This window comes from Gluconobacter sphaericus (assembly GCF_016757795.1).
Classification (GTDB): domain Bacteria; phylum Pseudomonadota; class Alphaproteobacteria; order Acetobacterales; family Acetobacteraceae; genus Gluconobacter; species Gluconobacter sphaericus.
Genome location: NZ_CP068419.1, coordinates 2,553,724 through 2,579,813, shown reverse-complemented (window position 1 = coordinate 2,579,813; position 26,090 = coordinate 2,553,724). Strand labels below are relative to the sequence as shown.

Annotated in this window: 25 protein-coding genes, 2 pseudogenes and 1 riboswitch; of the genes and pseudogenes, 18 read left to right on the top strand and 9 right to left on the bottom strand. The window is 58.1% G+C overall.

The features are described 5' to 3' along the window. Window position 1 precedes the first annotated feature (1 nt). From IGS75_RS12190 to IGS75_RS12160, 7 genes are all read left to right on the top strand, one after another. Window positions 2-829, top strand: coding sequence for a carbohydrate ABC transporter permease (locus IGS75_RS12190; protein WP_062107611.1), 828 nt, complete (start codon window positions 2-4; stop codon window positions 827-829). A 53-nt stretch (window positions 830-882) separates the two neighbouring features. Next, complete coding sequence (locus IGS75_RS12185; protein WP_141353229.1) at window positions 883-1,986, top strand: ABC transporter ATP-binding protein; 1,104 nt, start codon at window positions 883-885, stop codon at window positions 1,984-1,986. Between the two features lie 18 nt (window positions 1,987-2,004). Next, a complete protein-coding gene (locus IGS75_RS12180) occupies window positions 2,005-2,778 on the top strand; it encodes an SDR family NAD(P)-dependent oxidoreductase (RefSeq protein ID WP_202256992.1) in 774 nt (257 codons plus the stop codon). Between the two features lie 185 nt (window positions 2,779-2,963). Continuing rightward, window positions 2,964-5,150, top strand: a complete 2,187-nt coding sequence (locus IGS75_RS12175) for a TonB-dependent siderophore receptor (protein WP_202256991.1) — start codon at window positions 2,964-2,966, stop codon at window positions 5,148-5,150. Then, the gene (locus IGS75_RS12170; RefSeq protein WP_237468805.1) at window positions 5,134-5,436 is read left to right on the top strand and encodes a hypothetical protein; all 303 of its coding nucleotides are present in this window, start codon (window positions 5,134-5,136) and stop codon (window positions 5,434-5,436) included. Before IGS75_RS12175 ends, IGS75_RS12170 begins: the two co-directional genes overlap by 17 nt. After that, window positions 5,433-6,896: a PepSY-associated TM helix domain-containing protein gene (locus IGS75_RS12165; RefSeq protein WP_202256990.1), complete on the top strand. Its 1,464-nt coding sequence runs from the start codon at window positions 5,433-5,435 to the stop codon at window positions 6,894-6,896. The genes IGS75_RS12170 and IGS75_RS12165 overlap by 4 nt, the downstream gene beginning before the upstream one ends. Continuing rightward, window positions 6,893-7,174 (top strand): hypothetical protein, encoded by a 282-nt coding sequence (locus IGS75_RS12160; protein ID WP_202256989.1) that lies wholly within the window; start codon window positions 6,893-6,895, stop codon window positions 7,172-7,174. Before IGS75_RS12165 ends, IGS75_RS12160 begins: the two co-directional genes overlap by 4 nt. Window positions 7,175-7,186: 12 nt before the next feature. Here the strand turns inward: IGS75_RS12160 and IGS75_RS12155 are convergent, their stop codons facing one another. The 3 genes and pseudogenes from IGS75_RS12155 to IGS75_RS12145 form a co-directional block, all read right to left on the bottom strand. Then, window positions 7,187-9,664 (bottom strand): phosphocholine-specific phospholipase C, encoded by a 2,478-nt coding sequence (locus tag IGS75_RS12155; RefSeq protein ID WP_202256988.1) that lies wholly within the window; start codon window positions 9,662-9,664, stop codon window positions 7,187-7,189. Window positions 9,665-9,887: 223 nt separating this feature from the next. Continuing rightward, window positions 9,888-10,055 (bottom strand): hypothetical protein, encoded by a 168-nt coding sequence (locus IGS75_RS12150; protein ID WP_167495528.1) that lies wholly within the window; start codon window positions 10,053-10,055, stop codon window positions 9,888-9,890. Between the two features lie 191 nt (window positions 10,056-10,246). After that, window positions 10,247-10,594, bottom strand: a pseudogene (locus IGS75_RS12145) (IS481 family transposase); the annotation flags it as partial. Between the two features lie 76 nt (window positions 10,595-10,670). On the opposite strand from IGS75_RS12145, the gene IGS75_RS15565 reads away from it, so the two are divergent. Then, a complete protein-coding gene (locus IGS75_RS15565; RefSeq protein WP_408876453.1) occupies window positions 10,671-10,949 on the top strand; it encodes an inorganic phosphate transporter in 279 nt (92 codons plus the stop codon). 362 nt (window positions 10,950-11,311) lie between these two features. Beyond that, a complete protein-coding gene (locus IGS75_RS12135; protein WP_062027513.1) occupies window positions 11,312-11,518 on the top strand; it encodes a cold-shock protein in 207 nt (68 codons plus the stop codon). Between the two features lie 54 nt (window positions 11,519-11,572). Here IGS75_RS12135 and IGS75_RS12130 read toward each other — a convergent pair whose 3' ends face one another. Further along, complete coding sequence (locus IGS75_RS12130; RefSeq protein WP_202256986.1) at window positions 11,573-12,487, bottom strand: LysR family transcriptional regulator; 915 nt, start codon at window positions 12,485-12,487, stop codon at window positions 11,573-11,575. Window positions 12,488-12,628: 141 nt separating this feature from the next. On the opposite strand from IGS75_RS12130, the gene IGS75_RS12125 reads away from it, so the two are divergent. Then, entirely contained in the window at window positions 12,629-13,651 is a 1,023-nt protein-coding gene (locus IGS75_RS12125; protein ID WP_237468802.1) for a YeiH family protein, read from the top strand. Window positions 13,652-13,657: 6 nt separating this feature from the next. On the opposite strand, the gene IGS75_RS12120 is transcribed toward IGS75_RS12125, so the two are convergent. After that, a complete protein-coding gene (locus IGS75_RS12120; RefSeq protein ID WP_202256985.1) occupies window positions 13,658-14,734 on the bottom strand; it encodes a saccharopine dehydrogenase family protein in 1,077 nt (358 codons plus the stop codon). 121 nt (window positions 14,735-14,855) lie between these two features. Here IGS75_RS12120 and IGS75_RS12115 point away from each other — a divergent pair, with 121 nt between their 5' ends. From IGS75_RS12115 to IGS75_RS12100, 4 genes are all read left to right on the top strand, one after another. Further along, complete coding sequence (locus tag IGS75_RS12115; protein ID WP_141353249.1) at window positions 14,856-15,284, top strand: Lrp/AsnC family transcriptional regulator; 429 nt, start codon at window positions 14,856-14,858, stop codon at window positions 15,282-15,284. Window positions 15,285-15,390: 106 nt separating this feature from the next. After that, window positions 15,391-16,371: an ABC transporter ATP-binding protein gene (locus IGS75_RS12110; protein ID WP_141353251.1), complete on the top strand. Its 981-nt coding sequence runs from the start codon at window positions 15,391-15,393 to the stop codon at window positions 16,369-16,371. Then, a complete protein-coding gene (locus tag IGS75_RS12105; RefSeq protein WP_202256984.1) occupies window positions 16,368-17,192 on the top strand; it encodes an ABC transporter permease in 825 nt (274 codons plus the stop codon). The genes IGS75_RS12110 and IGS75_RS12105 overlap by 4 nt, the downstream gene beginning before the upstream one ends. Before the next feature lies 1 nt (window position 17,193). Beyond that, window positions 17,194-18,018 (top strand): ABC transporter permease, encoded by an 825-nt coding sequence (locus tag IGS75_RS12100; protein WP_202256983.1) that lies wholly within the window; start codon window positions 17,194-17,196, stop codon window positions 18,016-18,018. Between the two features lie 10 nt (window positions 18,019-18,028). Here IGS75_RS12100 and hpxZ read toward each other — a convergent pair whose 3' ends face one another. Beyond that, the gene (hpxZ, locus tag IGS75_RS12095; RefSeq protein ID WP_202256982.1) at window positions 18,029-18,430 is read right to left on the bottom strand and encodes an oxalurate catabolism protein HpxZ; all 402 of its coding nucleotides are present in this window, start codon (window positions 18,428-18,430) and stop codon (window positions 18,029-18,031) included. Window positions 18,431-18,603: 173 nt separating this feature from the next. On the opposite strand from hpxZ, the gene IGS75_RS12090 reads away from it, so the two are divergent. From IGS75_RS12090 to IGS75_RS12080, 3 genes are all read left to right on the top strand, one after another. Further along, on the top strand, window positions 18,604-18,936 hold the full coding sequence (locus IGS75_RS12090; RefSeq protein ID WP_202256981.1) for a hypothetical protein: 333 nt from the start codon (window positions 18,604-18,606) through the stop codon (window positions 18,934-18,936). 54 nt (window positions 18,937-18,990) lie between these two features. Next, window positions 18,991-19,371, top strand: coding sequence for a VOC family protein (locus tag IGS75_RS12085; protein ID WP_202258557.1), 381 nt, complete (start codon window positions 18,991-18,993; stop codon window positions 19,369-19,371). Window positions 19,372-19,475: 104 nt separating this feature from the next. Further along, window positions 19,476-20,486 carry an MYG1 family protein gene (locus tag IGS75_RS12080; protein WP_202256980.1) on the top strand — a complete coding sequence of 337 codons (1,011 nt, stop codon included), beginning with the start codon at window positions 19,476-19,478 and terminating at the stop codon, window positions 20,484-20,486. Window positions 20,487-20,573: 87 nt separating this feature from the next. On the opposite strand, the pseudogene IGS75_RS15770 reads toward IGS75_RS12080, so the two are convergent. Both IGS75_RS15770 and IGS75_RS12070 read right to left on the bottom strand, forming a co-directional pair. Beyond that, window positions 20,574-21,931 (bottom strand): annotated as a pseudogene (locus IGS75_RS15770) (inorganic phosphate transporter). A gap of 156 nt (window positions 21,932-22,087) precedes the next feature. After that, on the bottom strand, window positions 22,088-22,912 hold the full coding sequence (locus tag IGS75_RS12070; protein WP_255320895.1) for a DNA/RNA non-specific endonuclease: 825 nt from the start codon (window positions 22,910-22,912) through the stop codon (window positions 22,088-22,090). A 264-nt stretch (window positions 22,913-23,176) separates the two neighbouring features. Here IGS75_RS12070 and IGS75_RS12065 point away from each other — a divergent pair, with 264 nt between their 5' ends. Next, window positions 23,177-24,550 (top strand): superinfection immunity protein, encoded by a 1,374-nt coding sequence (locus IGS75_RS12065; RefSeq protein WP_202256979.1) that lies wholly within the window; start codon window positions 23,177-23,179, stop codon window positions 24,548-24,550. Window positions 24,551-24,556: 6 nt separating this feature from the next. Here the strand turns inward: IGS75_RS12065 and IGS75_RS12060 are convergent, their stop codons facing one another. Further along, window positions 24,557-25,897: a voltage-gated chloride channel family protein gene (locus tag IGS75_RS12060; protein ID WP_202256978.1), complete on the bottom strand. Its 1,341-nt coding sequence runs from the start codon at window positions 25,895-25,897 to the stop codon at window positions 24,557-24,559. A 35-nt stretch (window positions 25,898-25,932) separates the two neighbouring features. Next, window positions 25,933-26,011, bottom strand: a riboswitch (Fluoride riboswitch). Window positions 26,012-26,090 lie beyond the last annotated feature (79 nt).

Genomic DNA, 26,090 nt, shown 5'->3' with positions numbered 1-26,090 from the left:
CATGGCGCTCAAGACAAAAACCAGCACCCGCATTGGCGTAACCATTCTTGGATGGGGAATAGCGCTCTGGCTGTTCTTCCCGATTTTCTGGATGATCCTCACAAGCTTTAAAAGCGAAGTGCAGGCCATCTCTACGCCGCCGAAGCTGTTCTTCATGCCCACACTGAGCAGCTATGCCGAGGTGTTCGAACGCGCCAATTACTGGCACTTCGCGCTGAATACAGTGATCGTCTCGGTCGCAGCGACAGCCATCGCCATCGCACTGGCTGTTCCCGCCGCGTATTCAATGGCGTTCATGCCTTCAAAGCGCACCCGCGGGACTTTGCTCTGGATGCTCTCGACCCGGATGCTACCCCCCGTGGGCGTTCTGGTGCCGATCTACATTCTGGCCCGCAACACGCATCTGCTCGACACCTGCACGGGCCTTGCAATCGTGGACATGCTCACGAACCTGCCGATCATCGTGTGGATGCTCTACACGTTCTTCCGCGAAGTCCCGGCCCCCATCCTGGAAGCCGGCCGGATGGACGGCGCCACACGCTGGCAGGAAATGACGATGGTGCTCCTGCCGCTTGCCCTGCCCGGCATCGCGTCTACAGCCCTGCTGTCGCTTATCCTGTGCTGGAACGAGGCATTCTGGTCCCTGAACCTGACGTCCTCGCACGCGGCCCCGCTGACAGCCTTCATCGCGTCGTTCTCGTCGCCAGAAGGCCTGTTCTTCGGAAAACTGTCCGCCGCCTCCACCCTTGCCGTCGCCCCGATCCTCGTTTTCGGCTGGATCAGCCAGAAACAGCTCGTCCGCGGCCTGACCTTCGGAGCCGTTAAATGACTCTGATCCCGGCTCACTCCCTTCACTCTTTCTACACGAACGGGGCCTGACCCATGGCGACTGTCGAACTCAAAAATCTCCGTAAGACGTATCTTACGGAAGAAATCATCAAGGGCATTTCCCTGTCGATCGAAGAGCACGAATTCGTGGTCTTTGTCGGCCCGTCGGGCTGCGGAAAGTCCACGCTCCTGCGCATGATCGCAGGGCTGGAAGATATCACCTCCGGCGATCTGCTCATTGACGGGCAGCGCGTGAACGACGTGGAACCCGGCAAGCGCGGTCTGGCTATGGTCTTTCAGTCCTATGCGCTCTACCCGCACATGAACGTTTACAAAAACATGGAATTCGGCCTGAAGCTGTCCGGCATGCCGGAAGCGGAACGGCGCGCAAAAATCGAGAATGTCGCCCGCACGCTCCAGCTCGAACCCTATCTGAACCACAAGCCCGGACAGCTTTCCGGCGGTCAGCGTCAGCGTGTCGCCATCGGGCGCGCCATTGTGCGCAATCCGAAAGTGTTCCTGTTCGACGAACCGCTCTCCAACCTCGATGCCGCCCTGCGCGGCCAGATGCGCGTGGAACTCTCAGCCTTGCACCGCAAACTCGGCGCCACCACGATCTATGTGACGCACGACCAGGTCGAAGCCATGACCATGGCCGACAAGATCGTCGTCCTGCAGAAAGGCGTGGTCGAACAGATCGGCTCCCCGCTCGAACTGTACCATCACCCGCGCAACCTGTTCGTGGCCCGCTTCATCGGCTCCCCGCCCATGAACTTCTTCTCGGCCATTTTCCAGGGCGGAGACGCCGCCGGATCGAGCGTGCAACTCCGGGATGGATCGACCCTCTACGTCCCCGTCACATCCCCGGGCCTTCTGCCCGGAACCAAAGTGACGGTCGGCATCCGCCCCGAACACGTCGAACTGGCATCTTCAGGCCCCAACAGCGGCGTCGTGGAAGTCATCGAACGCCTCGGCGCTATCACGCTCGTTCATGTCCGCATGCCAGACGGGGAAATCATCGTCGTCCAGACGGATGGTGCCGTTCTCACGGATGTGAATAGCCCTATCAGCCTGACCCTGCCCCCGCGCAACTGTCACCTTTTTGCCCCTGACGGTTTGGCCTTCGAAGCCTGCCACCGCCACCCACTCGCTGCCTGATTTTAGGAACCACACATCATGTACATGGAAAAACTCCGTCTCGATAACCGCGTCGCCATCGTCACCGGTGGTGCACAGAACATCGGCCTGGCCTGCGTCACCGCACTGGCCGAGGCTGGCGCGCGCGTCATCATCGCCGATCTCGACGAAACCATGGCAAAAAAAGCCGTGGAAGACTTACGCATGGAAGGCCATGATGTCAGCAGCGTCGTCATGGACGTCACGAAGACGGACAGTGTGCAGAACGCCGTCCGCAGCGTTCATGAGCAGGAAGGCCGCCTGGATATCCTGGTCGCCTGCGCCGGCATCTGTATTTCCGAAGTCAAGGCTGAGGACATGACGGATGGCCAGTGGCTCAAGCAAGTGGATATCAACCTGAACGGGATGTTCCGCTCCTGCCAGGCCGCAGGACGCATCATGCTTGAGCAGAAGAAGGGCGTCATCGTCGCGATCGGCTCCATGTCCGGCCTGATCGTAAACCGCCCCCAGCAACAGGCTGCCTATAATGCGTCAAAGGCAGGTGTTCACCAGTATATCCGTTCGTTGGCAGCAGAATGGGCTCCTCATGGCATCCGCGCCAACGCCGTTGCTCCCACCTATATCGAAACGACGCTCACCCGCTTCGGTATGGAAAAGCCGGAACTCTACGACGCCTGGATCGCCGGAACCCCGATGGGCCGTGTAGGCCAACCAGACGAAGTCGCTTCCGTCGTACAGTTTCTTGCGTCTGACGCAGCCAGCCTGATGACCGGCACCATCGTGAATGTGGATGCAGGCTTTACGGTCTGGTAAGCTAGGACAGTCCGGGCGCTGTCTTTGCGCCCGGATATCTTCACAGAAAAAGAATGTAACAATCAGTCGCTTAGTAAGAAAGTCTTTTAAAGTTTCATTTTCCTCCAACTCTACTTGCAACTAATTCGCAATATCGATACCAACCTCTGATCACGTGTCAGCACGTACAGTCATTGAGGTCGGGTATGCACCGCAACAGGATTCTTTACGCGATACCCCTCTCCCTCGTCATGAGTGGAGAAGTCTTCGCAGCCGACCAGAATGTCCTTCCTGAACCGCCACGCTCGGGGACGAAAAAAATCAGCACAGCCGGACCGCAGGCCAAAACGGTTGAAAAACTTGAAGTCCACGCACGCAGGGCCTCGACCCTCGCTTCCTCCGCGACCAAGTCGGACACGCCTCTGATCGAAACCGCCCAGTCGGTCACGGTCATCACGCGCAACGAAATGGATATCCGCAACGTCCTGAACCTCAATCAGGCTGTGCGCTATACCGCAGGCATTACTGCCGATCTTCGTGGAGGCGGTGTGGGAACACGTTATGACCAGTTCGCCCTGCGTGGATTTACCGTTCCCACATTCCTCGACGGCCTGAAGCTTCAGGACAGCCCGACCGGCTATGCCGTAGCCCAGACTGACACCTCCCGTCTGGACCGCATCGAAATCCTCAAGGGCCCAGCATCAGCCCTTTACGGCCAGTCCAGCCCCGGCGGCCTCGTCGCACTGTCCAGCAAGCTCGCCACGGATCAGCGCTCTTACGGGAGCGTCAATGCGACCGGTGGTATGTTCGACCTGTACCGTGTGGATGCCGATGTTGGCGGCTATGTGACGGATAACGGCTTCGTCCGATATCGCCTCAATGGTACCATCAACGGCCAGCATAGCCAGCTCGCGCGTACCGGAAGTCGGCGCTTCTCCATCAGCCCGTCTTTCACGTTTGGTGGCGACGGCCCCACGACGCTGACGATCCTGGGAAATTACCAGTATGATCCGGAAAACGGCACTTATGGCGGTGTCCCGCTTGTCGGGTCGCTTAAACCGGCCTCGTTCGGCTATCTGCCACGCAATTTCTACGACGGCGACTCATCGTTCGAAAAATACAACCGTCGTCATGGCTCCGTCACCTATATCTTCAATCATCGCTTCAACAGCGACTGGAGCTTCAGCACGCGCGGTCGTTACGATGACATCAAGACCCAGTATCGCAGCGTCTATGACAGCGGCTATTACGTTTCAGATGACACATTGGCCCGTTCGGCCATCGCCACCAACGAACACACACACAACCTGGCATTTGACAGCCAGTTCAAGGGCAAAGTCCGCACTGGACCGCTGCGTCACACTATGATGTTCGGTTTCGACTATATGCAGCAGAGCGCCTCGGAAGTCGGATACTACGGCTCAGCGCCCAGCCTGAACGTCTTTCATCCGAATTCCCAGATGGTCATTCCCACCCCATCTCCCTGGGTGAACTACAACACCGACTCCCATCAGGCCGGCATCTACGGACAGGACGAAATCCACTGGCGTCACCTGATCCTGACAGGCAGTATCCGTAATGACTGGTACCGCTCCCATCAGGTCGACAACATGTACAATACGACGACCAACCAGAGCCCGAGCCAAATTACCTGGCGTGCCTCAGGTCTGTATCATTTCGATTTCGGCCTCGCTCCCTATATCAGCTACTCCACCTCTTTCCAGCCACAGTCCGGCAGCGTCTCGACCGATGGCGGAAAGACCGTGCGTCAGGCCAATCCGTCGCTTGGCAAGCAGCTTGAAGGCGGCCTGAAATACCAGCTTCCGGGCACATCCCTGCTTCTGACGGCTGCGGGCTTTCATATCGAACAGACCAACGTGCTCGTTGCTGTCGGCAATACTGGCTACAGCGCCGAAAGCGGGCTGGTCCATTCGGACGGCTTCGAGTTCGAGGCCCATGCAGAGCCGTTCCACAATCTTGTGCTGACAGCCGCCGTCAGCATCCAGAAAGTACACGACGACTCAACCGGCAAGCCGCTCATCCAGTCAGGCAAGGGCAATGCCTCACTGTTCGCCTTCTATACGATGCCGTCCGGTCCCGCGAAGGGCCTCGGCTTCGGCGGCGGCATGCGCTATTCCAATAAATCCTATGGTGGTGAAGCGTCTTACGGGAGTGTCTGGGTGCCGCAATATGCCGTATTCGACGCGTCGATACGCTACGACCTGTCCAATCTTTCCCATAGTCTGCATGGCTGGAATGTAGGCGCGAGCGTCCGCAACCTCTTTGACAAGAATTTCATCGCCAACTGCCTGAGTTACGCCTCTTACGGTCAGGAATTCTGCTATTACGGAGAGCGCCGCAACGCGCAGGCCAATATTGGCTTCAACTGGTAAACCACAACCCGTAAGCCCCCGACGCTACGACATCGCCCTGCGCCTTGTCGTAGCGTTGCCGTTCGGTTACGCCCTGTCCGCGCTAGGCGGTATCTGCCTTGCATTTTGGCTTCCCCTGTCCCGAGCAGACAACGCCATGGCCGGGATCTTTGTCGGCATAATCCTCTGGCCCGTCATTTTCATGGCATCCTTCGCAATCGCCCGTATCGAACGGCTACTGACCCTTCTGATCCCTGCGACCTGCCTTCTGAGCGCTCTGGCCCTTCTCGGCGGCTGGCGCCCATGAAAGGAACGTTTCGTGCCTCCATGGCCGTAGTGCACACGACACTAGGTCTCGTCACGGGCTGGGTACTGTTCGCCATCGCCTTGTCCGGTGCCCTGAGCGTCTTCCGGCAGGAAATCAGCCTCTGGGCCCGACCTGAAATTTCCGGGCCTGCGTCCGATCCCCTCGTGACAGACGCCCATGCTTTGGACTGGCTAAGCCACAACGCATCCACCGCCAGCGCATGGTATGTCGGCAGCGCCACCGATCACTGCTCCTTTGCAACAGCCCTGTGGCCGGACACAAAAGGCGACTACATCCAGCGCGCCCTTGATCCCGCAACAGGCAGCCCCGATGGCATCCGGGACACGCTGGGCGGTGAGTTCTTCTACCGCTTCCATTTCGAACTTCAGCTTCCCTATCCTTGGGGACGGCTGGTTGCAGCTCTTGCTGCATTGGCCCTCGTCGTCGGACTGGTCACCGGCATTATCATCCATCGCCGCATTTTTGCGGACTTCTTTACCTTCCGTCCCTCACGCGGGCAGAGAAGCTGGCTGGACATGCACAACCTGCTGGGTGTCGCGGCACTGCCTTTCCATCTGATGATCTCCTTCACAGGCGCCGTCACCCTCGGAACACTGCTCCTTCCGTGGAGCACGCAGGCCCTCTACCGGAGCGATGTCACCGCCTCCTACATGGAAATCAATCCCGCACTCTATTCCCGACCTGCAAGCGGCCATGCCGGCTATCTCGCGCCGATCCTGCCCATGCTGCAGGAGGCTGACAGGCGTTTCGGTGGCACAGGTCTGGAACAGATTTACGTTTTTAACCCGGCCGATCAGGCGTCGCTCGTCACTGTAATCGCGGGCAACAGTCGTACCGTTAGCACGTCCTCACAGATCATCACCTTCGACGGTCCATCAGGTCACATTCTCAGGGAACATATCGAAAAACGCCCTGTCATCCGGGCCTATACGTTCCTGTACGGACTGCATGTCGCGCGTTTTGCTCCCTGGATCACACGCTGGCTCTATTTCCTGTCCGGACTGGCGCTCGCAGCGCTAATCGGCAGCGGCATGCATCTATGGACGCTCAAGCGCCTGCGTCGCCCGCATCATTCAGGACACCGGATCGTCGCCCGCCTGAATGTGGGGGTCCTGATGGGCACACCCCTCGCCTTTGCATCTTTTTTCATCGCCAACCGCCTTCTGTCAGCCACGATGCCCCACCGTGCCGGATATGAAGTGATAACCGTATTCATCGTCTGGGGGATCACGCTGGCCTACACACTATTCCGCAACCCGGAGCGGACATGGGCGGAGCTGCTGGGCAGCAACGCCGCAGCATGCTTTCTGATCGCAGCGCTCAGCCTGCCGTGGCACGGCAGCACCATCACGGGCGTCGGGCTGACAGCCCTTCTCCTGTCAGCATCTTTCGCTTTTGCGACGTATCACAGGATACGAAAAACCGGGCTCCTGGCATGAACTGGATTTCCGCTCTGTGTGGACAGTCCGCCATGCTGATGTTCGTCGCCGCCTCTCATCGCGGAAACCGGATCTTCTGGCATGACCGCCTGACAGAACTACAGCGGCGCATCCTGAAATCATGCGCCGCTGTAGTTCTGCTCCTCAGCCTCGCGCTTCAGACTCTCAGCGACGGGACCGTCATCCTGAACATGATTGAATGGATCCTGCTTGCCGGCCCCGAAATCATGATCGCGACACTCGCCTGCTCCTTCAGGGAAAGCCTCGTCCGACCATGATCCGGAAGGCGCTCACCCCGCCATCGCCGGATCGGTAAGCGTGATCTTCCCCGTTTCCATACGGCCGCCCAGAACATGCCTGAAATCCGGATCTTCCGGAGACGTAAGCGTCACGTCATACCACTGATGGCTGGCTGACAGGTCCAGCCGGATCTTCTGATACCCTTGAGCTTTGAGGACCACAGTCCGCAAGGGGCCAACATCTCCGATACGATACTGAACCGTCAGCGGCACCTTGCCAGTATTGGTCATGGTAAGGACGATCCCTGGCCCTTGTCCCTTGACGCCAATATCATAACGACAGGCTGAACGAAGCGCGACCCGATCAGCATGCCCTCGGTAAGCCCGATAGAACCCGTTAGGCGCATGAACTGCGACATCATACAGTCCATCCACGCCCGGCAACGTCACATCCATCCGGTCTCCTGCTGCCACGGCATAGGTTCCAGCCTGCATATCGCGACCGTCATTGCGATAATCATAGACATTGAATGGCGCACCTGCCGCCCGTTCCCCATGAAAACTCTGCCCGGCTCCCAGCGTCAGGCTCACCTGCCCATGCTCCACATCAATGCCGCCGTCACAGTAAAGCTCATAAGGCAGCGCACAGGCCGGACGTGTTCCGCTTTCCTGACGCACGGTTTGCCGCAACAGATCCGGCTGATCTTTCAATACGGCGATCTCATCCGCAGACAGCGAGCGGAAACCACCCGGCAACGGACGGTTTCGTGCATCCTCGATAACCTTCAGATGCGTGTTCCGGTCCAGATAGTTCAGGGACGGTGCAACCTCGTCATGAGGATGAAAACAGGATGTCAGATCGCCGCAGATGGCTCGACGCCACGGGGAAATATTTGTTTCCCGGACAGGCGTGCCGAACTTCTTCTCAACAAAGTGCTCCAGAAACCGCAGTGTCGAGCTATGGTCGAAGAGCTGTGAATTAACCAGTCCACCCCGGCTCCACGGAGACGCTACAACCATCGGCACCCGGAAACCGAGCCCGATCGGGCCGCTGCGTGCGATCCGCTCGGGAACGCCCCGGCGAACCTCATCCTCAGCAGTCGTATATTCCAGACCGTCCGCCCCGATCGAAGCGGAAGAACGGCCCGTTTCCGGACGCTCCGGATCAGGGGCCGCATAGGAACAACCGTGATCGAAATACCCATCATTTTCATCATAGGTCAGAATAAAAATGGTCTTCTTCCAGACCTCGGGATTTTCGGTCAGGATGTTCATGACTTCCGACACATACCAGGCTCCGTACCAGGCCGATATCGGGTGGTCCGAGAAATGCTCCGGTGCCGCCATCCAGGAAACCGCCGGAAGCTGGCCTGTCCGGACATCCTTGCGGAACTGGTACAGCACATCTCCCTTCGGCGCCTTCATCCCCTTCGCATCCGGATCACCCACGAAGGCAAGTTCCTCAAGGCTGCGATAATCGGGATCAGCATTGTTGACCACGAAAGCCTTCGTGAAAAGCGCACGCTCCTCGGGCGTCAGCTTTTCAAATCCCTTCGCAGATTTCTGACGCTTTTTCAGAACCTCCATCAAAGCCTTCGCCTCAACAAGCTGCTCACTCCGCTCTCCGGATACCAGCATCTCAAGGTTTTCAAGCCGATTGATATGCTCTGAACATTCCCGGATCCGCTCTTCAATCCATTCCCCGAAGCCCGGATTGGAACTGACATTGAAGCTATCGAAACACTCCAACACGTTACAGCCGAAATTGGACAGCCAGGAACGCTCCGCCGGAGACATGCCGCCCGTCTGGCTCAGTTCATTCTGGTAGAATTTCCATGACACCCCGACCTTCTCCAGCCGCTCCGGAAAGGTCGTCCAAGTCATACCACCTTCGAGGATTTCCGGGTTCCGCATATAAACGGCTGACGCGGTATTCTGCTGGTCCCGCACGGTTCCGGTCCAGAAGACGAGGCGGTTGGGCGTCGTGCTGGACATGACGCCACAATAGTTCTGGTCACAGACCGTAAATGCATCGGCCAAAGCGTAATAGAACGGCAGATCCTCGCGGGTGTAATATCCCATCGTCAGCGGATACTGCCTGTATTCCTTCTTGTGAGGTCGCTTGACATCAATCCACCGGTCATGATGCCCCCCGTTCCAGGCATCGACCTGACTGTCCCGAGAATGCGGGATCGAGCCCATCCACGTGACCTTCGTGTCGTGAATGTTCAGACGCCACGGTGCATAAGTTTCCCCGCTCTTGCCGGACTGCACAAAAACGGAACTGCCGTTCTTCTGACGGATTGCACGCCTGTCGTTGAAGCCGCGAACACCAGCCAGCGTTCCGAACATATGATCAAAAGAGCGGTTTTCCTGCATGAGGATAACGACATGCTCGGCATTCAAATATGTCGTACCCGGCTCGGGCGCGATGGCATAAGCGCGACGAATGGCGGCCGGAAGCCCTTCAGTTGCGACTGCGGCACCACCGAACAGGGCATATTTAAGGAAGGTTCTGCGAGTGGACATATCAACCGTTGCCTGGGACCTGAAGCCGCGTAATGCGACAGACTAGAGAAATAGCCCCGGATGAATAATCGTCTCCTGCCCCGAATTCATCCCGCAATCCCGAAACTTCATGAAAACGTAACCTGACCGAATAACGATGAACGGGCGCAGGTCGCTTTGCAAACCATACACCCGTTCATTGATCATTTTCTCCAAACACACGGAAACCGATGCTCGGCAGTCCTCAGTTGCCCAGTGCGCGATCGACGGAACGACCTGCACGTTCGACCGGTCCTTTCGGCGGATCTACTGTATCACGGACCTTTTCTCCGAATGTCCGGTGATGCTCACACGCTGTCAGGGTCACGCAGGAGACCGAAAAAGCCAGCAGAACCAAAATTGATTTACGCATGCGGACTGTCTTTCGAAAAATGTCAGATTACATAGAACGGTACTCCCCGCATTCAGTTGCTGCTTATGATTTCAGATCCCGAATGGCGGTTGAGCCGTTTGAGTTTCGCAGAATCCCTATCTGAACGAACAACGGTCATGAGTTCATACCCGATAATGGCCAGAGTGGACCGCTCGAGCGGCAACCAGGCCTTCGGCCGGCCGTGAGATCTCATGACGCTGAAAGCAGCGATGCAGGGCGGAGCGTGTCAGATGGGGGATACCGGCCTGCAGGGCATAAAGGCAGTCATCCAGCGGTAGCAACGTATGCCGGCGAAACGCTACGATCATCGCTTCGTCCATCTTCGGAAGGACCGTTGAGCGCGGCTCTTTAGGACCTGTCTTCTGATCTTCGATACTCTGTCGCTTCCGCCACTTTGCAACTGTTTTCGGGTTGATCCCGAACTCCTTGCTCAGCGCCGCGAGCGAAGCCTGCGATCGCTGTATTGCTGCTCGCACGGCGTGTGTGGTCGTGGCGCTCCCATGACGTCTCTGCCCCATAATGCTTCCTTCCACTCTCGTGAAAATGCCAAATCATCAAACCACGGGACTAGACAATCAGATCCCGCGCCCCGACATGAGTGGAGGAAACAAGCCCCTGTATGTCGCGCTTTTCTTCATCGTGCTGGCTTTTAAGTTGGTTAACAGCTCCCACGATACAGCAAATACTGTTGCAACCGTCATCTATACCCGCAGCCTGCCGCCACTCGTGGCCGTCATTTGGTCCGGTTTCTGGAACTGCTTCGGCGTCGCACTCTCCACTGGCGCAGTGGCCTACAACATCGTGACGATTATGCCCGCAGAGCGGATCCCAGGACAGCCCACAAAACGCTCGTTAGCTTCACACGATCGGTAATCTTCAAGCGGGATTTTAAAGCCCAAAAATCTCTTAAAGAAAGAATTACCTACAATATCGAAACGATAATTCTCCTTCCCGTAAAAGTTAAGGCATAACTTTCTTGCAAACATACTGTCTTACCGCTCTGAATTCTGGAAAAATTTATAGCTCTTTTAATAAAAAGATTGAATTCTGGTTACAATTATAATGCTCTGTCGAAGAATTTTTTCTTGCATCCACGCTCGAGTTAACGTCTACCTAATATCGGCAGGTGCTCCTAAGTGGGTTTTCGGCGCATGTTGCGTCATTTGTTCCCCTTAAGAGTTATGATTTCGTGCGTATCTTGTGCACGACTGCTATTGTTAAAAAGGAGCCTCGTTATGGCAACAGGCACCGTAAAATGGTTTAACTCCACCAAGGGCTTTGGTTTCATCCAGCCTGACAACGGTGGTCAGGATGCGTTCGTTCACATCTCTGAACTCGAGCGCGCCGGAATGCACACCCTCAACGAAGGTCAGCATGTCTCTTACGAGCTCGAAGCAGGCCGCAACGGCAAAACGTCGGCAGTGAGCATCAAGGCAATCTAATTGCCTTGATGTACATTCCGATGTGCAGGAAGCCGCCCGCAAGGGCGGCTTTTTTCATGTCTGGCACCGGCTTTTCGGCTGCGGCCCGTACCCCCTTTTCGCGAGATCGATCATCTCCACAAACGCATCGGCGGCGGGGCTTCTGTAACGTTCCTTATGCCTCAACCCATAGAAAAAACGACTCTCCGGCACCTCTGACGCCGCATGAAGCGTTCCCGCAAGCAGCGCCGGAGCAACCACCAGCGATGACAGCGCAGCAACCCCCGCCCCTGCCTCGACAGCGGTGCGTACACTCTCGTTCGATGGCAGGACCAGACTGACATTCAGCTCATCCGCCGCGATCCCAAGACACCGGAAATAGTGTTCCAGCGTAGCTCGCGTCCCCGATCCCGGCTCCCGCATCACCCAGACCTGTTTGCGCAGCCATTCCCCATCAGCATGTTCAGGAACCCTGGCGCCCGCCTGCACAATGGTCAGATGGTCTTTTCCAAGCGGCCACTGCGCGAGCGCTGGATCATCGATAATTGCTTCCACGATCCCCAGTTCAACCTCGCCTTCCCGGACTTTCTTGGCGGCTTCTTCGGTATTGCTGACGGCCAGTTCGACCGTGATCTGCGGATATTTTTTGCGGAACGCGACCAGAATGGAAGGGATCCAGTAAGCAGCGATGGTCTGGCTGGCCACAGCACGAAGCGTTCCGCGCTTCAACCCGCTGATTTCATCCAGAACGTTTTCTGCCGCAACCGCCTGCGCGACGACCGCACGGGCCTCCGGCAGAAACAGATGTCCCGCCTCGCTCAGACGGATGCCCCGTCCCACCCGATCAAAAAGCCTTACCCCATAACGCTCTTCCAGAGCTGCAATAGCTGCCGAGACCGCAGACTGGGTAACGTTCATCGCCCGGCTCGCAACAGTGACGTGTTCGCGTTCGGCAACAGCGATGAAGAGACGGAGCTGATCTAGGGTCATGCACGATGGATAGCACAATCAATCGATTTTTCTGATTGGAATCATGAAATTTATGCGTTGGATTGATCGATTGTTCTCTCCGTAAATCTTCACGATCAAGGAGAGCATATTGTGAAGACCCTAGCGCCTGCGGGAGGCCACGTGTCCCGCTTTCCGGGAACGGCCCTGTGCATCGGTATTGAACTTGCGGCTTTTGGTCTCGAGCACATGGAACGGATCCTGGCTGGTAAAGCCTTTCTGGAGACCCTGAATATCGCGCTCATCCTGGGCGTCATCCTGCGGTCCGTCCACAAACCCGCAGACACCTTCACTTGCGGGATCAGATTCTGCTCGAAAACACTCCTCAACATTGCGATCGTCCTTCTGGGCGCAACTTTCAGCCTTCAGGCCGTCTGGTCTACCGGACCTGAAATCCTGCTCACCGTTCTGGGGATGGTGATCTTCAGCATGATCTTCACATGCTGGGCCGGACGGATGAATGGTCTATCTCGAAATCAGACCCTACTCGTGGCCTGTGGTGATTCCATCTGCGGCAATTCCGCAATCATGGCCGCAGCCCCCGCCATTCAGGCCTCAGATGAAGATGTCGGCGCGACAATCGCCTTCACGACAGCAGGTGGTCTGGCGGTCGTTCTGGGACTGCCTGTCCTGCTTCCCTTCCTGAACATGTCCGGGATCGCCAATGGTGCCGTCGCGGGGTTGACGGTCTATGCGGTTCCGCAGGTCATGGCAGCAGCCGCGCCGTTCGGGCCTACCGCCCTGCATGTCGGAACGCTCGTCAAGCTGATGCGCGTTCTCATGCTAGGTCCGGTCTGCGCCGTCCTGTCACTGACGGTTCATCGCAAAAACGACCGGATGCAGCCGCTGAAACCTTCCAGAACGGGCAAAGCTCAAAAACTGTTCCGTCTCGTCCCATGGTATATCGCAGGCTTCATGGCGATGATCATCGTCCGGTCCCTTGGCGTCATTCCCGAAGCCTGCATCGCTCCCCTCAACCAGACCGCCACATTGCTGACCATTCTGGCCATGGCCGCACTGGGTCTGGGGATCGATATCCGCTCCGTCTTCCGGGCGGGACGACCGCTGGTCCAGACAGTCGCGATGTCCCTGGCCGGTCTTCTGGGTGCCAGCATCCTGCTGGTCCGGATACTGAACTGCACATGAGGCAATTCAGCCCTGCGACTGATAGACCCGCCCGTAGCGGTTCGACAGATAGGCGGACAGCGGAATATCTTCCTGACGGACAAAGCCTGCCGACGGAATCTTCCCCTCCGCGAGCAGGTCCAGAACCGCGCAGATGGATCCCGCCGTCGTGAGCTGAATCGCAGTCCGGTAGCCGCCCATGAACTCCTGCGCGTGAATGGTCCGGGCCAGTGTTTCCTGTTGCAGCCGACCGTTACGTAGTCCCGTCACAATAACCGACAGCACCACCAGGTCCTGAGCCGTTCCGGGAATGGCACGGGTCAGGATATCCTGAAGGATCTGCCGCCGTTCCGACAGCCGCAAATCGGACAGGAGAACCTTCATGATATCGCGATGGCCCGGATATCGCATGGTGCGATAATTAAGTTCCCGGACCCGGCCGTCATAGGTTTCACACAACGATCCAAGACCGCCCGACGTGTTGAAAGCCTCATAAAGAACGCCATCGATGCCCAGACTTTCCATGCCCTCAAGCGCGGGAACGAGAATACGCTTCCCATCTACGATAGCCTCACAGGGTTCGATATATTCGTTGATGAGGCCTTCCGTGCTCCAGGTCAGGTTATATCCCAGCGCATTGGACGGAAAACGCGGCAGTGCTCCGACACGTAACCGGATCGTATCGATCTCGTCGAAATGCCCGGCCAGATCATGCGCGGCAATCGAAACAAAGCCCGGCGCCAGACCGCATTGCGGAATGAACGCATGTGCAGCGCCCTCGGCCAACGCCTTGACATCACGGGTAGACGCCACATCCTCGGTCAAGTCCAGATAATGCACGCCCGCCGTGGCGGCAGCCCGCGCGACAGTCCGCGTCAGATGAAAGGGAAGCGCGGAGAGAACGGCGAACTGCCCTTTGAGCAGCTCTGGATCAAGCCCCAGCGCGATATCGGCTGTTTTGCGGGCAATCCCTTCAGGCAGTTTGAGGCTGTTGAGATACTCCGCGTGACAGTCAAGCAGCGTCACACGATAGCCGCCGTGATGAAGAAGCTCCGCAATGGCTGAACCGATCTTGCCCGCACCTGCAACCGTAACCTGCTTCATGATCATATCCTGTTCCGGAAGTGTTACAGACAGGATCGGGGTCTGAGCCGACGGATCTCAAGCGGCAGCGTGACGGCAAAAAGACATTCCAAACGGCAGTTTGCCGTCTATAACAGTCAGAATGACGGATCCGATCGATCAAGCTCTTCTCGATATCCTGCGTCGCAATGCACGCACCCCCACAGCCGCGCTGGCCCGCAGGCTAGGGATTTCCCGCACGACTCTGCAGGGGCGCATAGAACGTCTGGAGCGGCAGGGACGGATCCGGGGCTACACGCTTCTCGAAAATCCGGACGAGGATCTGGTGCGCGCCCATGTCTCGATCGTGCTCACCCCCCGCCACCGGCAAAAAGTGGAGCGGGATCTGAAAACATTGCCCGAACTGCGGGAACTGCATGCGGTCAGCGGTGCCTCGGACCTGATTGCCCTGCTGGGGGCCGCCACGACCGAAAACATCAACCGCGCCATCGACGATATCGGACAGATGGAAGGCGTAGAGCGGACTGTCTCCGCCATCATCCTCTCGACGCGCTTTCGCAAAGGGCACTGAGCCAACAGCCTGACACCTCGCTCCCCTTAAGAAACGGCTTGCTTTCAATATTGACCGCTGTCCACTCTCTACAAAACAGATGTTTACCGCTCATGACGGAGCCCTGATGCAGACGCCCCCCTCCCGTTCCGACGCCATTACGGTCAGCAGCCTCCGCAAAACCTACCGGATCCGTGAAGGAGGCAGCTGGCGGGGAAAAACCCGCGATATCGTCGCGCTGGACGGAATTTCCTTTTCAGTTCCGAAAGGCCAGATCGCAGGCTTCATCGGTCCGAACGGCGCGGGAAAATCGACGGCGATCAAGATCCTCTCCGGCATCCTACGCCCTACGTCGGGAGAGGTGCAGGTCAACGGGCTGGTACCCTGGACGAACCGCATCGCCCATGTAGCTCGGATCGGCGTCGTATTCGGGCAGCGGACCCAGCTCTGGTGGGATCTTTCAGTCTCCGAAGGCCTCGCCTTGCTGCGCGACATTTACGGCGTGGAACCGGAGCGTTTTGCCCGCAACCGCGCCCGTCTGGCCGACGCGCTCGACCTGGGCGAAATCATGGACCAATCCGTCCGCCAGCTTTCCCTTGGGCAGAGAATGCGTGCCGAAATCGCGGCCTCTCTCATCCATGATCCGGACATCCTCATTCTCGATGAACCCACGATTGGTCTGGACGCCCCCTCAAAGCTCGCCGTCCGGGCCTTCGTGCATGAACTTTGCCGGGACCGGGGCACCACCGTCCTGCTGACGACCCATGACATGCACGACATCGAAGCGCTCGCTGAACGAGTAATCGTCATCGGTCACGGCCGCATCCTCGCAGACAGCCCGTTCGAAGATCTTCGCACCACGACCCTCTCCGAGCGTATTTTGGAACTCGATTTTCATGACACGCCGCCTGCACTGACGCTTCCCGCCGGCGCCCACGAAACCGCGCGTGAGCTCCACAGCCTCACCATTACTTTCGATCCGCGCCAGATCCCCGCACCGGCCCTCGTCGCCCATATCGGCCATCTCCCCGGCCTCGACGACCTACGGATCAGCCGCCCCTCGATCGACGAAATCATCACACGTTTCTATGCGGATCACGCCGCATGAGCCTGCGCCCGTATCTCACGGCCTTCGGTCTGCAATGGAAGATCGGGCTACGATACCGCATCGCGGTCGTCGCCGGACTAGTCGCACAGATGTGGTTCGGCGCCGTTACCCTGATGGCCTATGCGTCAGTGTACCATGCCGCTCCGGACGTGCAGGCTCCGCTCTCGCTGCGGCAGGCCATGACCTACACCTGGATCCAGCAGTCACTCTTCACACTTCTACCGCTCGGCTGCCTGCCCGCCATCGGCGACGCCGCCCGGACAGGAGCCATCGTCTATGATCTCATGCGCCCAGTCGATATGTGGAACTGGTGGCTCTCTGCCAGCCTAGCAAGACTGCTGGGCAATGCCGTCCCCCGCGCTGTCCTGCTAGCCTGCGTCGCCGGTCCTCTCGCGATGCTTGTCGGGCTCGGCGCGTGGAGCCTGGCCGGCCCCGCAAGCCTGATCTCCGCGGCTCTGGCCCTTCTTTCCATCACACTCGGTGCTCTACTCTCCGCAACCATCGTCATGTGGTGGAATATCCTCACGGCCCGTACCCTTTCGCCTCTGGGGAGCTATGCCGTTGGAACGCCGCTCGCCGTCCTGTTATCCGGGATGCTACTTCCGCTGCCGCTCTATCCCGACTGGATCCGGCTTTTCCTGCTGGCACAGCCATTCGCCGGCATTACCGACATCCCAATCCGCATCTATCTCGGAACACCCATTCCCGGTGGTGTTACAACGGGTCTGGGCCTTCAGATTTTCTGGCTGACGGCCCTGACATTTCTTGGACGTCTGTGGATGCGTCAGACCGTGAACCGGCTGGAGGTGCAGGGTGCCTGACATGATGCAATCCCCCTCCCGCACACTCAGTGACCCAGGCCTGTATCGACGCATGGCCGGGGCTTCGATCGTGGCGCAGCTCCGCTACCCCGGCACCTTTATCATTCAAGCCATCGGCAATTTCGTCACAACACTCCTCAGCTTCTTCGGCATCTGGAGCCTGTTCCATCGCTTCGGCAGCATCGCAGGATGGGATATCGGAACCGTCGCCGTCCTGTACGGTCTGGTGAACGTGGCTTTTGCCATCGCCGAAACCCTGGGGCGCGGCTTCGAGGTCTTTGGTGGTGAATATGTCCGGACCGGAAGCTTCGACCGCCTCCTCCTGCGCCCGCGCTCGACGCTGCTGCTGCTTCTAGGGCACGAACTGCGCCTGCGCCCGATCGGACGCTTCCTTCAGGGGCTGTTCGTACTCGCGGCGGGCCTGTGGCTCGCCCCACATGTCCAGTGGACCGCCACTCTGGTCCTGCCCTGGGCCATCGCAGGCGGAGCGGCCATGTTCCTCGGCGTCCTGATCGGACAGGCCGCTCTGTGCTTCATTACCGTTGAAGGACTGGAGGTCGTGAACGTTCTGACCTATGGCGGCGTGGAGGCCGGCCAGTACCCGCTGACCATGTTCGGACGCTGGCTCCGGCGTTTCATCACCTTTGTCCTTCCGCTCGCCGCCGTCTGCTATTACCCGACACTGTTCAGTCTCAACCACCCGGACCCGCTTGGCGTGCCGACATGGATCGGCGCGCTTTCACCTGCGGCGGGGTTCGCCTTCCTGGGCGTCATGGTTCTCGCCTGGAACCGGGCAGTCGCAGGATATGTCTCCAGCGGAAGTTGAGGCCCGGAGTTCAGGATCCCGTGCCCATCAGTGAGACATGTGCAGCAATGATCTTCCATCCTTCGGGCGTTCGGAACCATGTCTGGCTCTGACGCCCGATACGCTCCGATCCGATCCGCCGAAACTCCAGATCCACCGCCGCCACATCCCTGCCAATAACGGTAATAACGCGGCGCAGGACTTCCCGCGGCGGCGAACCACCTGTTCTGTTGCGACGGAACGCCTTGATCTCGTCGAAGCCATAGAGATTTTCCCCTACGCCGTAACGCACCGTCTCCGGCCCGTCGTAAAATAGCTTGTCCAGTTCCTGCAGCTCATTCTCGCCCAGAGCCCGTTCGTAACGGTCGGACAGAGAGGTAATATCGCGAAGAATGTCAGGATCGTTCAGAAGCGGATACCCGGATGACGTCATGGTCGCTCTCACTCATTTAAATGAAACGAAGGATACCAGATCGCTGCCAAAAGTCCTTCCCCTGAAAATCCTTCAAAGACATTGACCTTTCGCGAAGTCGCGATCCAATGGACTGTCAGGATCAACCTGATCCCACGCTTTACTCCATTCTCCGTCACGAGTAGGTTTCTGTCATGCGTTACGTCCTTCTCTCCAGCCTGCTTCTGCTTGCCTCATGCACCGCAGCGCCCTGGGTTACCGGTCATACTGACAGCAAATGTATTCGCGAGCAGATGCTGAGCGGCGCCAGTGGTAATCCGCACACCTTCGCCGCGGCTGCCGGCATCTGTGCAACCACAGCACGCAAGGACAATGACGGTCATGACAGACCGCTGGATGTACGCGATGACCAGACCCTTCAGGCGATGGCGGAAAATCCAGATTATAATACCAACCGGCAGTCCTTCGTCGCGCGCGATTCAAAAACCCGCATTCCGGGTGGTATCCGCAATATCAATATCGACTGATTTTTCGGAACGGCACGCCCCTCCTTCCCCTGATATTATAGAGAAATGAGTTTCATGTTCAGCCATATCATGCTCGGCAGCAACGACATTGCCCTTTCCAAGACATTCTATGATGCAACAATGGGCGTTCTCGGCTGTGAGCCGGCCGAACCCAATGCCAAGGGCGTCCTGACCTATGCCCATTCCGCTGGCTGTCTGTTCATCACGAAGCCCCTGAACGGCAAGTCCGCAACGCCTGCCAATGGTGGGACGATCGGTTTTGCCATGAGCAGCCCCGAGCAGGTCGATGCCTGGCATAAAGCCGGCGTAGCGAACGGTGGCGAGGCAATCGAAAACCCGCCAGGTATCCGTCACACCCCGATAGGCGACCTTTATCTTGCCTATCTGCGCGATCCGGACGGCAACAAGCTGTGCGCACTGTACAAGGCTTCCTGAAACGGGGCCTGAGCAACTAAGCCCGGCGACAAGGTTGTCTGCCGGGCTGCCCTGCGGCATGAAGGGGCCACTTCATTCCCTTCTCCCTGCCGCAGGTTTTCAAGATGTCCGAACATACTCCCATTGGTCTCGAAAATAGCGCAGCGCCCGTCACGGCGCTGACCCATTCGGGCAATTTCCACGTCGACGAGACCATGGGCTATGTCATCCTGCATTACGCCCTCGCCCCGCAGGGTGATCTGCGCGCGCGCGTTCTCGAAGAAAAATCTACCGACCGCCTGACCTTCATCCGCACCCGCAATCCGGATGTCATCAAGTCGGCCGATATCGTCTTCGACGTCGGCGGCCTCTATGACCCCCCGCATGGCCGCTACGACCATCACATGAAGGACAAGCCCCTGCGCGAGGACGGCACGCCTTATAGCGCCGCCGGTCTGCTATGGAAGGATTACGGTCGTGCCGCCATCCGCAACATCCTCAAGACCCCGCTTGATGACGCAACAGTGGATCTGATCTGGCAGAGCCTCGATAAGTCTCTGATCCTGCCAATCGATCAGGATGACAATGGCGTGGTGAAGATGGGCAAGCTCTCTCTGGCGGATATCGTCTCCGCCTGTAGCCCGCCCTGGGATACGGCCGAACTCTACGGACGCCAGGAAGCCCGCGCCCGAGAATCCCTCGGCTTCGCCACCGCCGCCACCGCCGTTGCATCACATCTGACGAATGTCGTGGACCGCGTCCGCGCCAGTCTCAAAGCAACCGACCGCGTTCTGGCGGCTTATGAAAATGCCGAAGACAAGCGCATCCTCGTCATGGGAACCGGCATGCCGACCGAAAAGGTTATTTTTGAGCATGACCTGCCCGTCGTTTACGTCGTCTCTCCCGCTGGTCCGGAGCAGTGGAACGTCAAGGCTGTTCCGCCCGTGCGCGGGGATTTCGGGCAGCGCGTCTCCCTTCCCGAAGCCTGGGGCGGACTGGAGCGAGAAAAATTGGCCGCAGTCTCCGGCGTTTCCGATGCCGTGTTTGCCCATCCTGCCCGCTTCATCTGCGGTGCAGGCAGCCGCGACGGCGCAGTCCGTATGGCACAGCTGGCTCTGCAGATCGCCGGGGCCTGAAATAAAAAAGGGGACACGATAGCAATATCGCGTCCCTTTCCCGATCAGGACTGGAGCAATCAGGCTCCAGTCAAAGAGTTCCGCCTATCAGGCCAGAACGTAGAAGATTGCCGCCGCAACACAGACCGTCACCGGCAGTGTCAGTAACCACGCCATCACGATCTTCGTCAGCATCTTCTTGTTGATGCCGGAGCCAGCCGCCACCATCGTTCCAGCAACGCCCGACGTGATGATATGCGTCGTAGAAACTGGCAAACCTGTATAGCCGGCTGTCATGATCAACCCCGCGCCAACAACCTCGGACGCAGCGCCTTGCGCCGGCGTCAGATGGGTCGTGCCGATGCCCTCGCCCAGCGTCCGGACAATCCGCTTGTAGCCAACCATAGTCCCGATCCCAAGGCACAGAGCGCTCAGCAAACGCACCCAGCCCGGCGCATATTCCACAGTCGGACGCAGCTCGGATGCGAGATGGGATGCAAGCTTCCTGTCCGCGTCAGAAGCTGCCGGGTTGGCCGCAACCTAGCGCAGACCGGACAGAACCTGATAGACGTCACCACGTAGTTCGGATGGAGCCTCTGCAGGGCCTTCCGTCTGCGAAAGACGGCTGATCGAAGCAACAGCATCCCCCTTGAAGGAATAACGATCATACTGCGTGACCAGCGGAAGGGCCTGATGGGCGTCCGCACGTATCTGCTCAATGCTGACCGGAGAAGCCGGATTGAGAGCAAAAGCGGCGGGCATGATGCCGATGATGGTCAGCATGATCAGACCGATGCTCTTCTGACCGTCATTGCTGCCATGCGAGAAGCTGACCAGCGTGCAGGTCAGGACCAGCACCGCCCGCACAATCGGGTTCGGCGTCTGCTCGGGCGTGGGTGCCCTGTACATTTCCGGCATCTTCACGAGCGATTTGATGAGGAAATAAAGCAAAAGCGCGCCGACAAACCCCAGTAACGGTGAAACGGCGAGCGCGCGCAGCACCTTCCAGATCTGGCTCCAGTCCACACTGTGGCCGAGTTCACGGGCATGGACAAAGGAAACACCGATCGCAATGCCGACCAACGATCCGATGACACAGTGCGATGATGAGTTCGGAATCCCGAACCACCAGGTCATCAGGTTCCATGCCAGGGCAGTTCCGAACAGCGCGACCAGCATCGGAACGGCAGGGTTTCCACTTGGCGGCGAGAGAACATCGGGCGGCAGAAGCTCCACCAGCGCGTAGGCGACGGAAATACCGCCCAGAATCACGCCCAGAAGGTTCATTAGTCCTGACCAGACGACAGCAACGGTCGGCTTGAGTGAATTGGTATAGATGACAGTTGCGACAGCATTGGCCGTGTCATGGAAACCATTGGCAAATTCAAAGACGCAGACCAAAACAAAGCAGAGCAGAGGCACAGCGCGAAAAGCGACGTAGCCGAGGATGGGTCAAAATGAAGCATGAAGTTCTGATTCCGTTATTCAGAACCCCAATTTAGTCCATTTCAGATATTTTTAATTATGATGTTTTTATTTTTCATAAAACATTCACACCAGTGACTTCAGAACCAAAAGTATACAAACATACCGAACTCTGTCTGCACCCCCGTATACATCATCTACTGCACGAGCGCTTTCAGAAGCGCCTTGAGAGCCTTCTGGGCCGCTTTCGATCCCCATTCCTTCAGCAGTTCCCGCGAACGCGACCGTCGCGAAAGGGCTTCCGGCGTTTCCCGGATCGGCGGCATGGCACTAACGTGCTCTTTCAGGGACGCTGGAAGCGCGGGAAACGGATCAACCCCCACGAGCTCGGTCAGAAGCGCCACACTCGTAATCCTGCAGGTCGGACGGCGTGTGTTCAGACACACATAAGCCCCCATCCCGTTAGCCGCCGGATCATAGATCGCTTTCCAGGTCACGGCAGGCACCGGAATACGCCCCGCCCCGATCGTCCGGGTCTGATCCGGATCATAACCAGGCCCGGTCACGACAAAGATTTCCCCTTCCTGCCGAGCCCATCCCCGGACAGCGCTCTCTACCCCTTCCCAAGGCCCCCGGTTCAGTTCCGCAGTCTGCGGAACGATATTCGACAGCAGGAAGGACTGCTGCTGTGCCTGAACACCGGGTTCGTCCCCGCTGGGTGTCATGTGCCCACGGTCGTAACCCGAAGCCCTGTAATCCTCGAGAGCCGACCGCATCCTCACAGGGAGACGCTGATCAGGATAAAAGTCTCCCTGTCGCAGTGTGCGATCCGCGATTTCCAGATTTTCTTCCGTCAAATCCTCGGCCGACCACAGCGGCCCTTTCGTGCCTGCTGAAGCAAGCACCGCATAATCCGTATTACACAACTGAACTGTCCCGCTCCGGAGCGTTTCATTCAGCTCCTGGGGGGCAACGCCATCAGCAAACATATCCGGACAGGACGCAGCCTGTGCCGGAAGCACGACAAAAAGAGCACAAATCGGAAGATACGACAGAAAATTCAATAATACCTCGCCACCCGGTTCCGCAATATCATCCGGGACTATTCCGGTGTTAGTGGATCAGGGAACCCCACACAACCAACTGATTTTCCAATTTCTTTCCTTCAACAGGCATCACCTGTTTCGGCGCGCTGCTCCTTGCAGACTGTGAAAACTCCGCATCCTCCATTGGCGTTACAGGGGAAAGTCGGGATATGCCTGATACGGCAGAGCAGCAGAGCCCGCATGACAGAAAAGCGGAGACAGACCATCCTCAAGATGAAAGCCCTGATCGGTGTCATACTTCCGGCACTCCTTGCCACGAGCGTTCCAGCCCGGTCTGCTACACTCCATCCTCTCGTACCGATTGCTCAGGCGGAAATGGGAAGCAACACCCACGCCGCCCTGTCTGCACAGGGTGTTGTTGCCACTCTGGACGTCCGTCGGACCACGCACTGCAACGTGTCCGTCGTCTGGGCCGACACCGATACAAGTCCGGCATCTCCATGCAGCATGGCGTTTCTGACACTTAGTGAGCCCGGAAACACACACTCCCACCCCGCCTCATTCCCCCTGACGCCTTACGGCACCGAGGATGACGGTATGGCGCAGCTGAAGATGTCTCTACGGCATCTGGACGCGTCATCACCTTTCCCGCAGGTCATGGTCTCCGCCTATACCGGCGGTGCCCATTGCTGCTCGCTCACATCCATATTCGATCTGCGTCCCGATGGAAGCTCCAGCAGAAGCTGGCAGCATCTCGAACTTGGAGCAATGGATGGCGACGGAGAACCCGACGTCGTGGATGTTGCCGGAAACGGGCAACAGGAAATCCTGACCTCCGATCAGTCCTTCCTCTATGCCTTCGCATCGCATGCCGGGTCCGAAGCCCCTGTCGTCATCGCACGCTACCACGATGGCGTCCTTAAAAACGTCACGCGCGATCCGGCCTATCGAGACTATCTTGCGAAGGATCTGGCGGACAGACGGCGCAACTGGATCAAGTCCGGACGTTTCGAGCCCAATGGTTTCCTCGCCTATGAAGTCGCAACCATGGCCAATATGGACCAGTTCGAGAAAGGCTGGCGCGACATGCTAGCCCATGCACAGTCCACGAAAGAATCCGGCTTCGGCCTGTCGGCATGCGATCTCAAACCGACCGCTGAAAAGCAGAACGGCTATGCCTGTTCCGTCAAGGAAAAGGAACTGCTCCCCTTCCCGCAGGCCCTGTCCCTATTCCTCGTCCGCGCTGGATACGTCACGCCAGAACAGATAGCCTCCGTGACGGACAGTCATGAGCCTGCTTCGATGCTCCACCCTGCCCCCCCCACGGCCACGCCACACGAGACCCCGAACCCACCCTCATCCGCCGCAGCCCAACCACCCGAAAGAGACCAGACCCTCTCCGCTTCGGCTGTTCCCGCAAAATCCAAGGGCCTGTTCGTGCTTCTCGGCGTTCCGGGACTGGCGCTCTATCTTGTTCCGGTTCTGATCGCCTACCGCCGCAATACGATCCGTCAGCACTGGATCGCGATGATAACCGTGCTTCTAGGCTGGACCATTATCGGGTGGATTGCGGTGCTGGTCATGGCGCTCAACGAACCCATCCGGACACGGTAAGGTTCATCAGTCCTGAGCAGGAGGCTGTGGCATCCGCGCCTCGCGCAATGTCATACCGCAGAGCCGGTTCCCAGGCGCGCTCTTGGCTATTCCGACCCGCTGAGACAGATAGATCCCGGTATGCCCCGAACAGGCATAGGCCACGAAACATCCAGTCGCGAAATAGACGATATCCCCAGCCCCGAAGAGTTCTACCCCCATCAGCGTACAGGCCAGAGGCGTGTTCGCTGCCCCCGCAAAGACCGACACAAACCCGACAGCCGCCAGAAGATCCACCGGAACATGCAGCAGAAACGCGAGAATATTTCCCGACGCGGCCCCGATAAAGAACAGCGGCGTAACTTCACCGCCCTTGAACCCGGTCGCCAGAACCGTGACAGTAAAAACCAACTTCCAGAACCAGGACCATGGATAGATCGTCGACCCGAAAAAATTAACGATCGATGCCCCACCTGGCTCCGCAGGCAGCACGCCCAACCCCAGATAATCCCGGTTTCCTACAATCATCACCAGAAGAATGGTCAGAATACCGCCAATCACCGGACGCAGCCACGGCGTCTTGCAGAGCTTTTTCATGAAAGCAGCCAGACGATGTACACTCTCGGCAAATACCCGGCTCAGTAGTCCGAACGCCACTGCGGCAATGGCAACCCGAACGACAAGCATAATGTCCACATGCGAGACGGAGCCATCAGAATTCAGCGTCCCCTGAAACACCAGCGGATAGGAGGCATGATGGATGCCCCAGGCGCGACAGGCCCAGTCCGAAATAATCGATGATATCGCTGTAGGGAGAAGAAAACGGTAGTCCAGCCGCCCAAGTGCCAGGACTTCAAGAGCGAACACGGCTCCCGCGATGGGTGTCCCGAAAACGGCTCCAAACCCCGCCGCAATGCCGCATGTCAACAAAGCACAGGTTTCCGGAGGCCGCAGTCTGAATAGTCTGGCCGTGGCGCTCGCCAGACTTCCGCCGATCTGTATCGCTGTCCCTTCCCGCCCCACGGAAGCGCCGAACAGATGACTCACCACCGTGGCGATCAACACGAACGGCGCCATCCGCAGCTGAACACCCGCACCCGGCTCATGGATTTCATCCACGATCAGGTTCGCCCCGGCCTCAACATCCCGGCCTAACCAAAAGTAACACAGCCCGACCGCCACGCCCGCCAACGGAAGGCCGAACAACAAAGCCGGATGCTCGATCCGCAGCGACGTGGCGCGTTCCAAAAGCCATAGGAACAGGGCACAGGCACTGCCGATACAGACCGACAGCGCAACAAGCACCGCGCTCAGGCGAACAAGGCTGAATATGCCGGGAAAACGGGGCTGATTCTGAAGTTTACTCATAACGGACGCAGCTCTCCTGTCTTGCCCGAAAGGGACGAGGGACAGGAATCATCAGCTTCCGGATGAAGCGGTTCGACCAGGAACGGTCAGGCAGAATCCATTGCCTTCTGCCTCAGAAAAAGCCGTGAAAGCCCCAACCTGTCAAGAGATGACAAGGTTTTTAGGGAGAGACACTTTTCCGCATGACGACGCT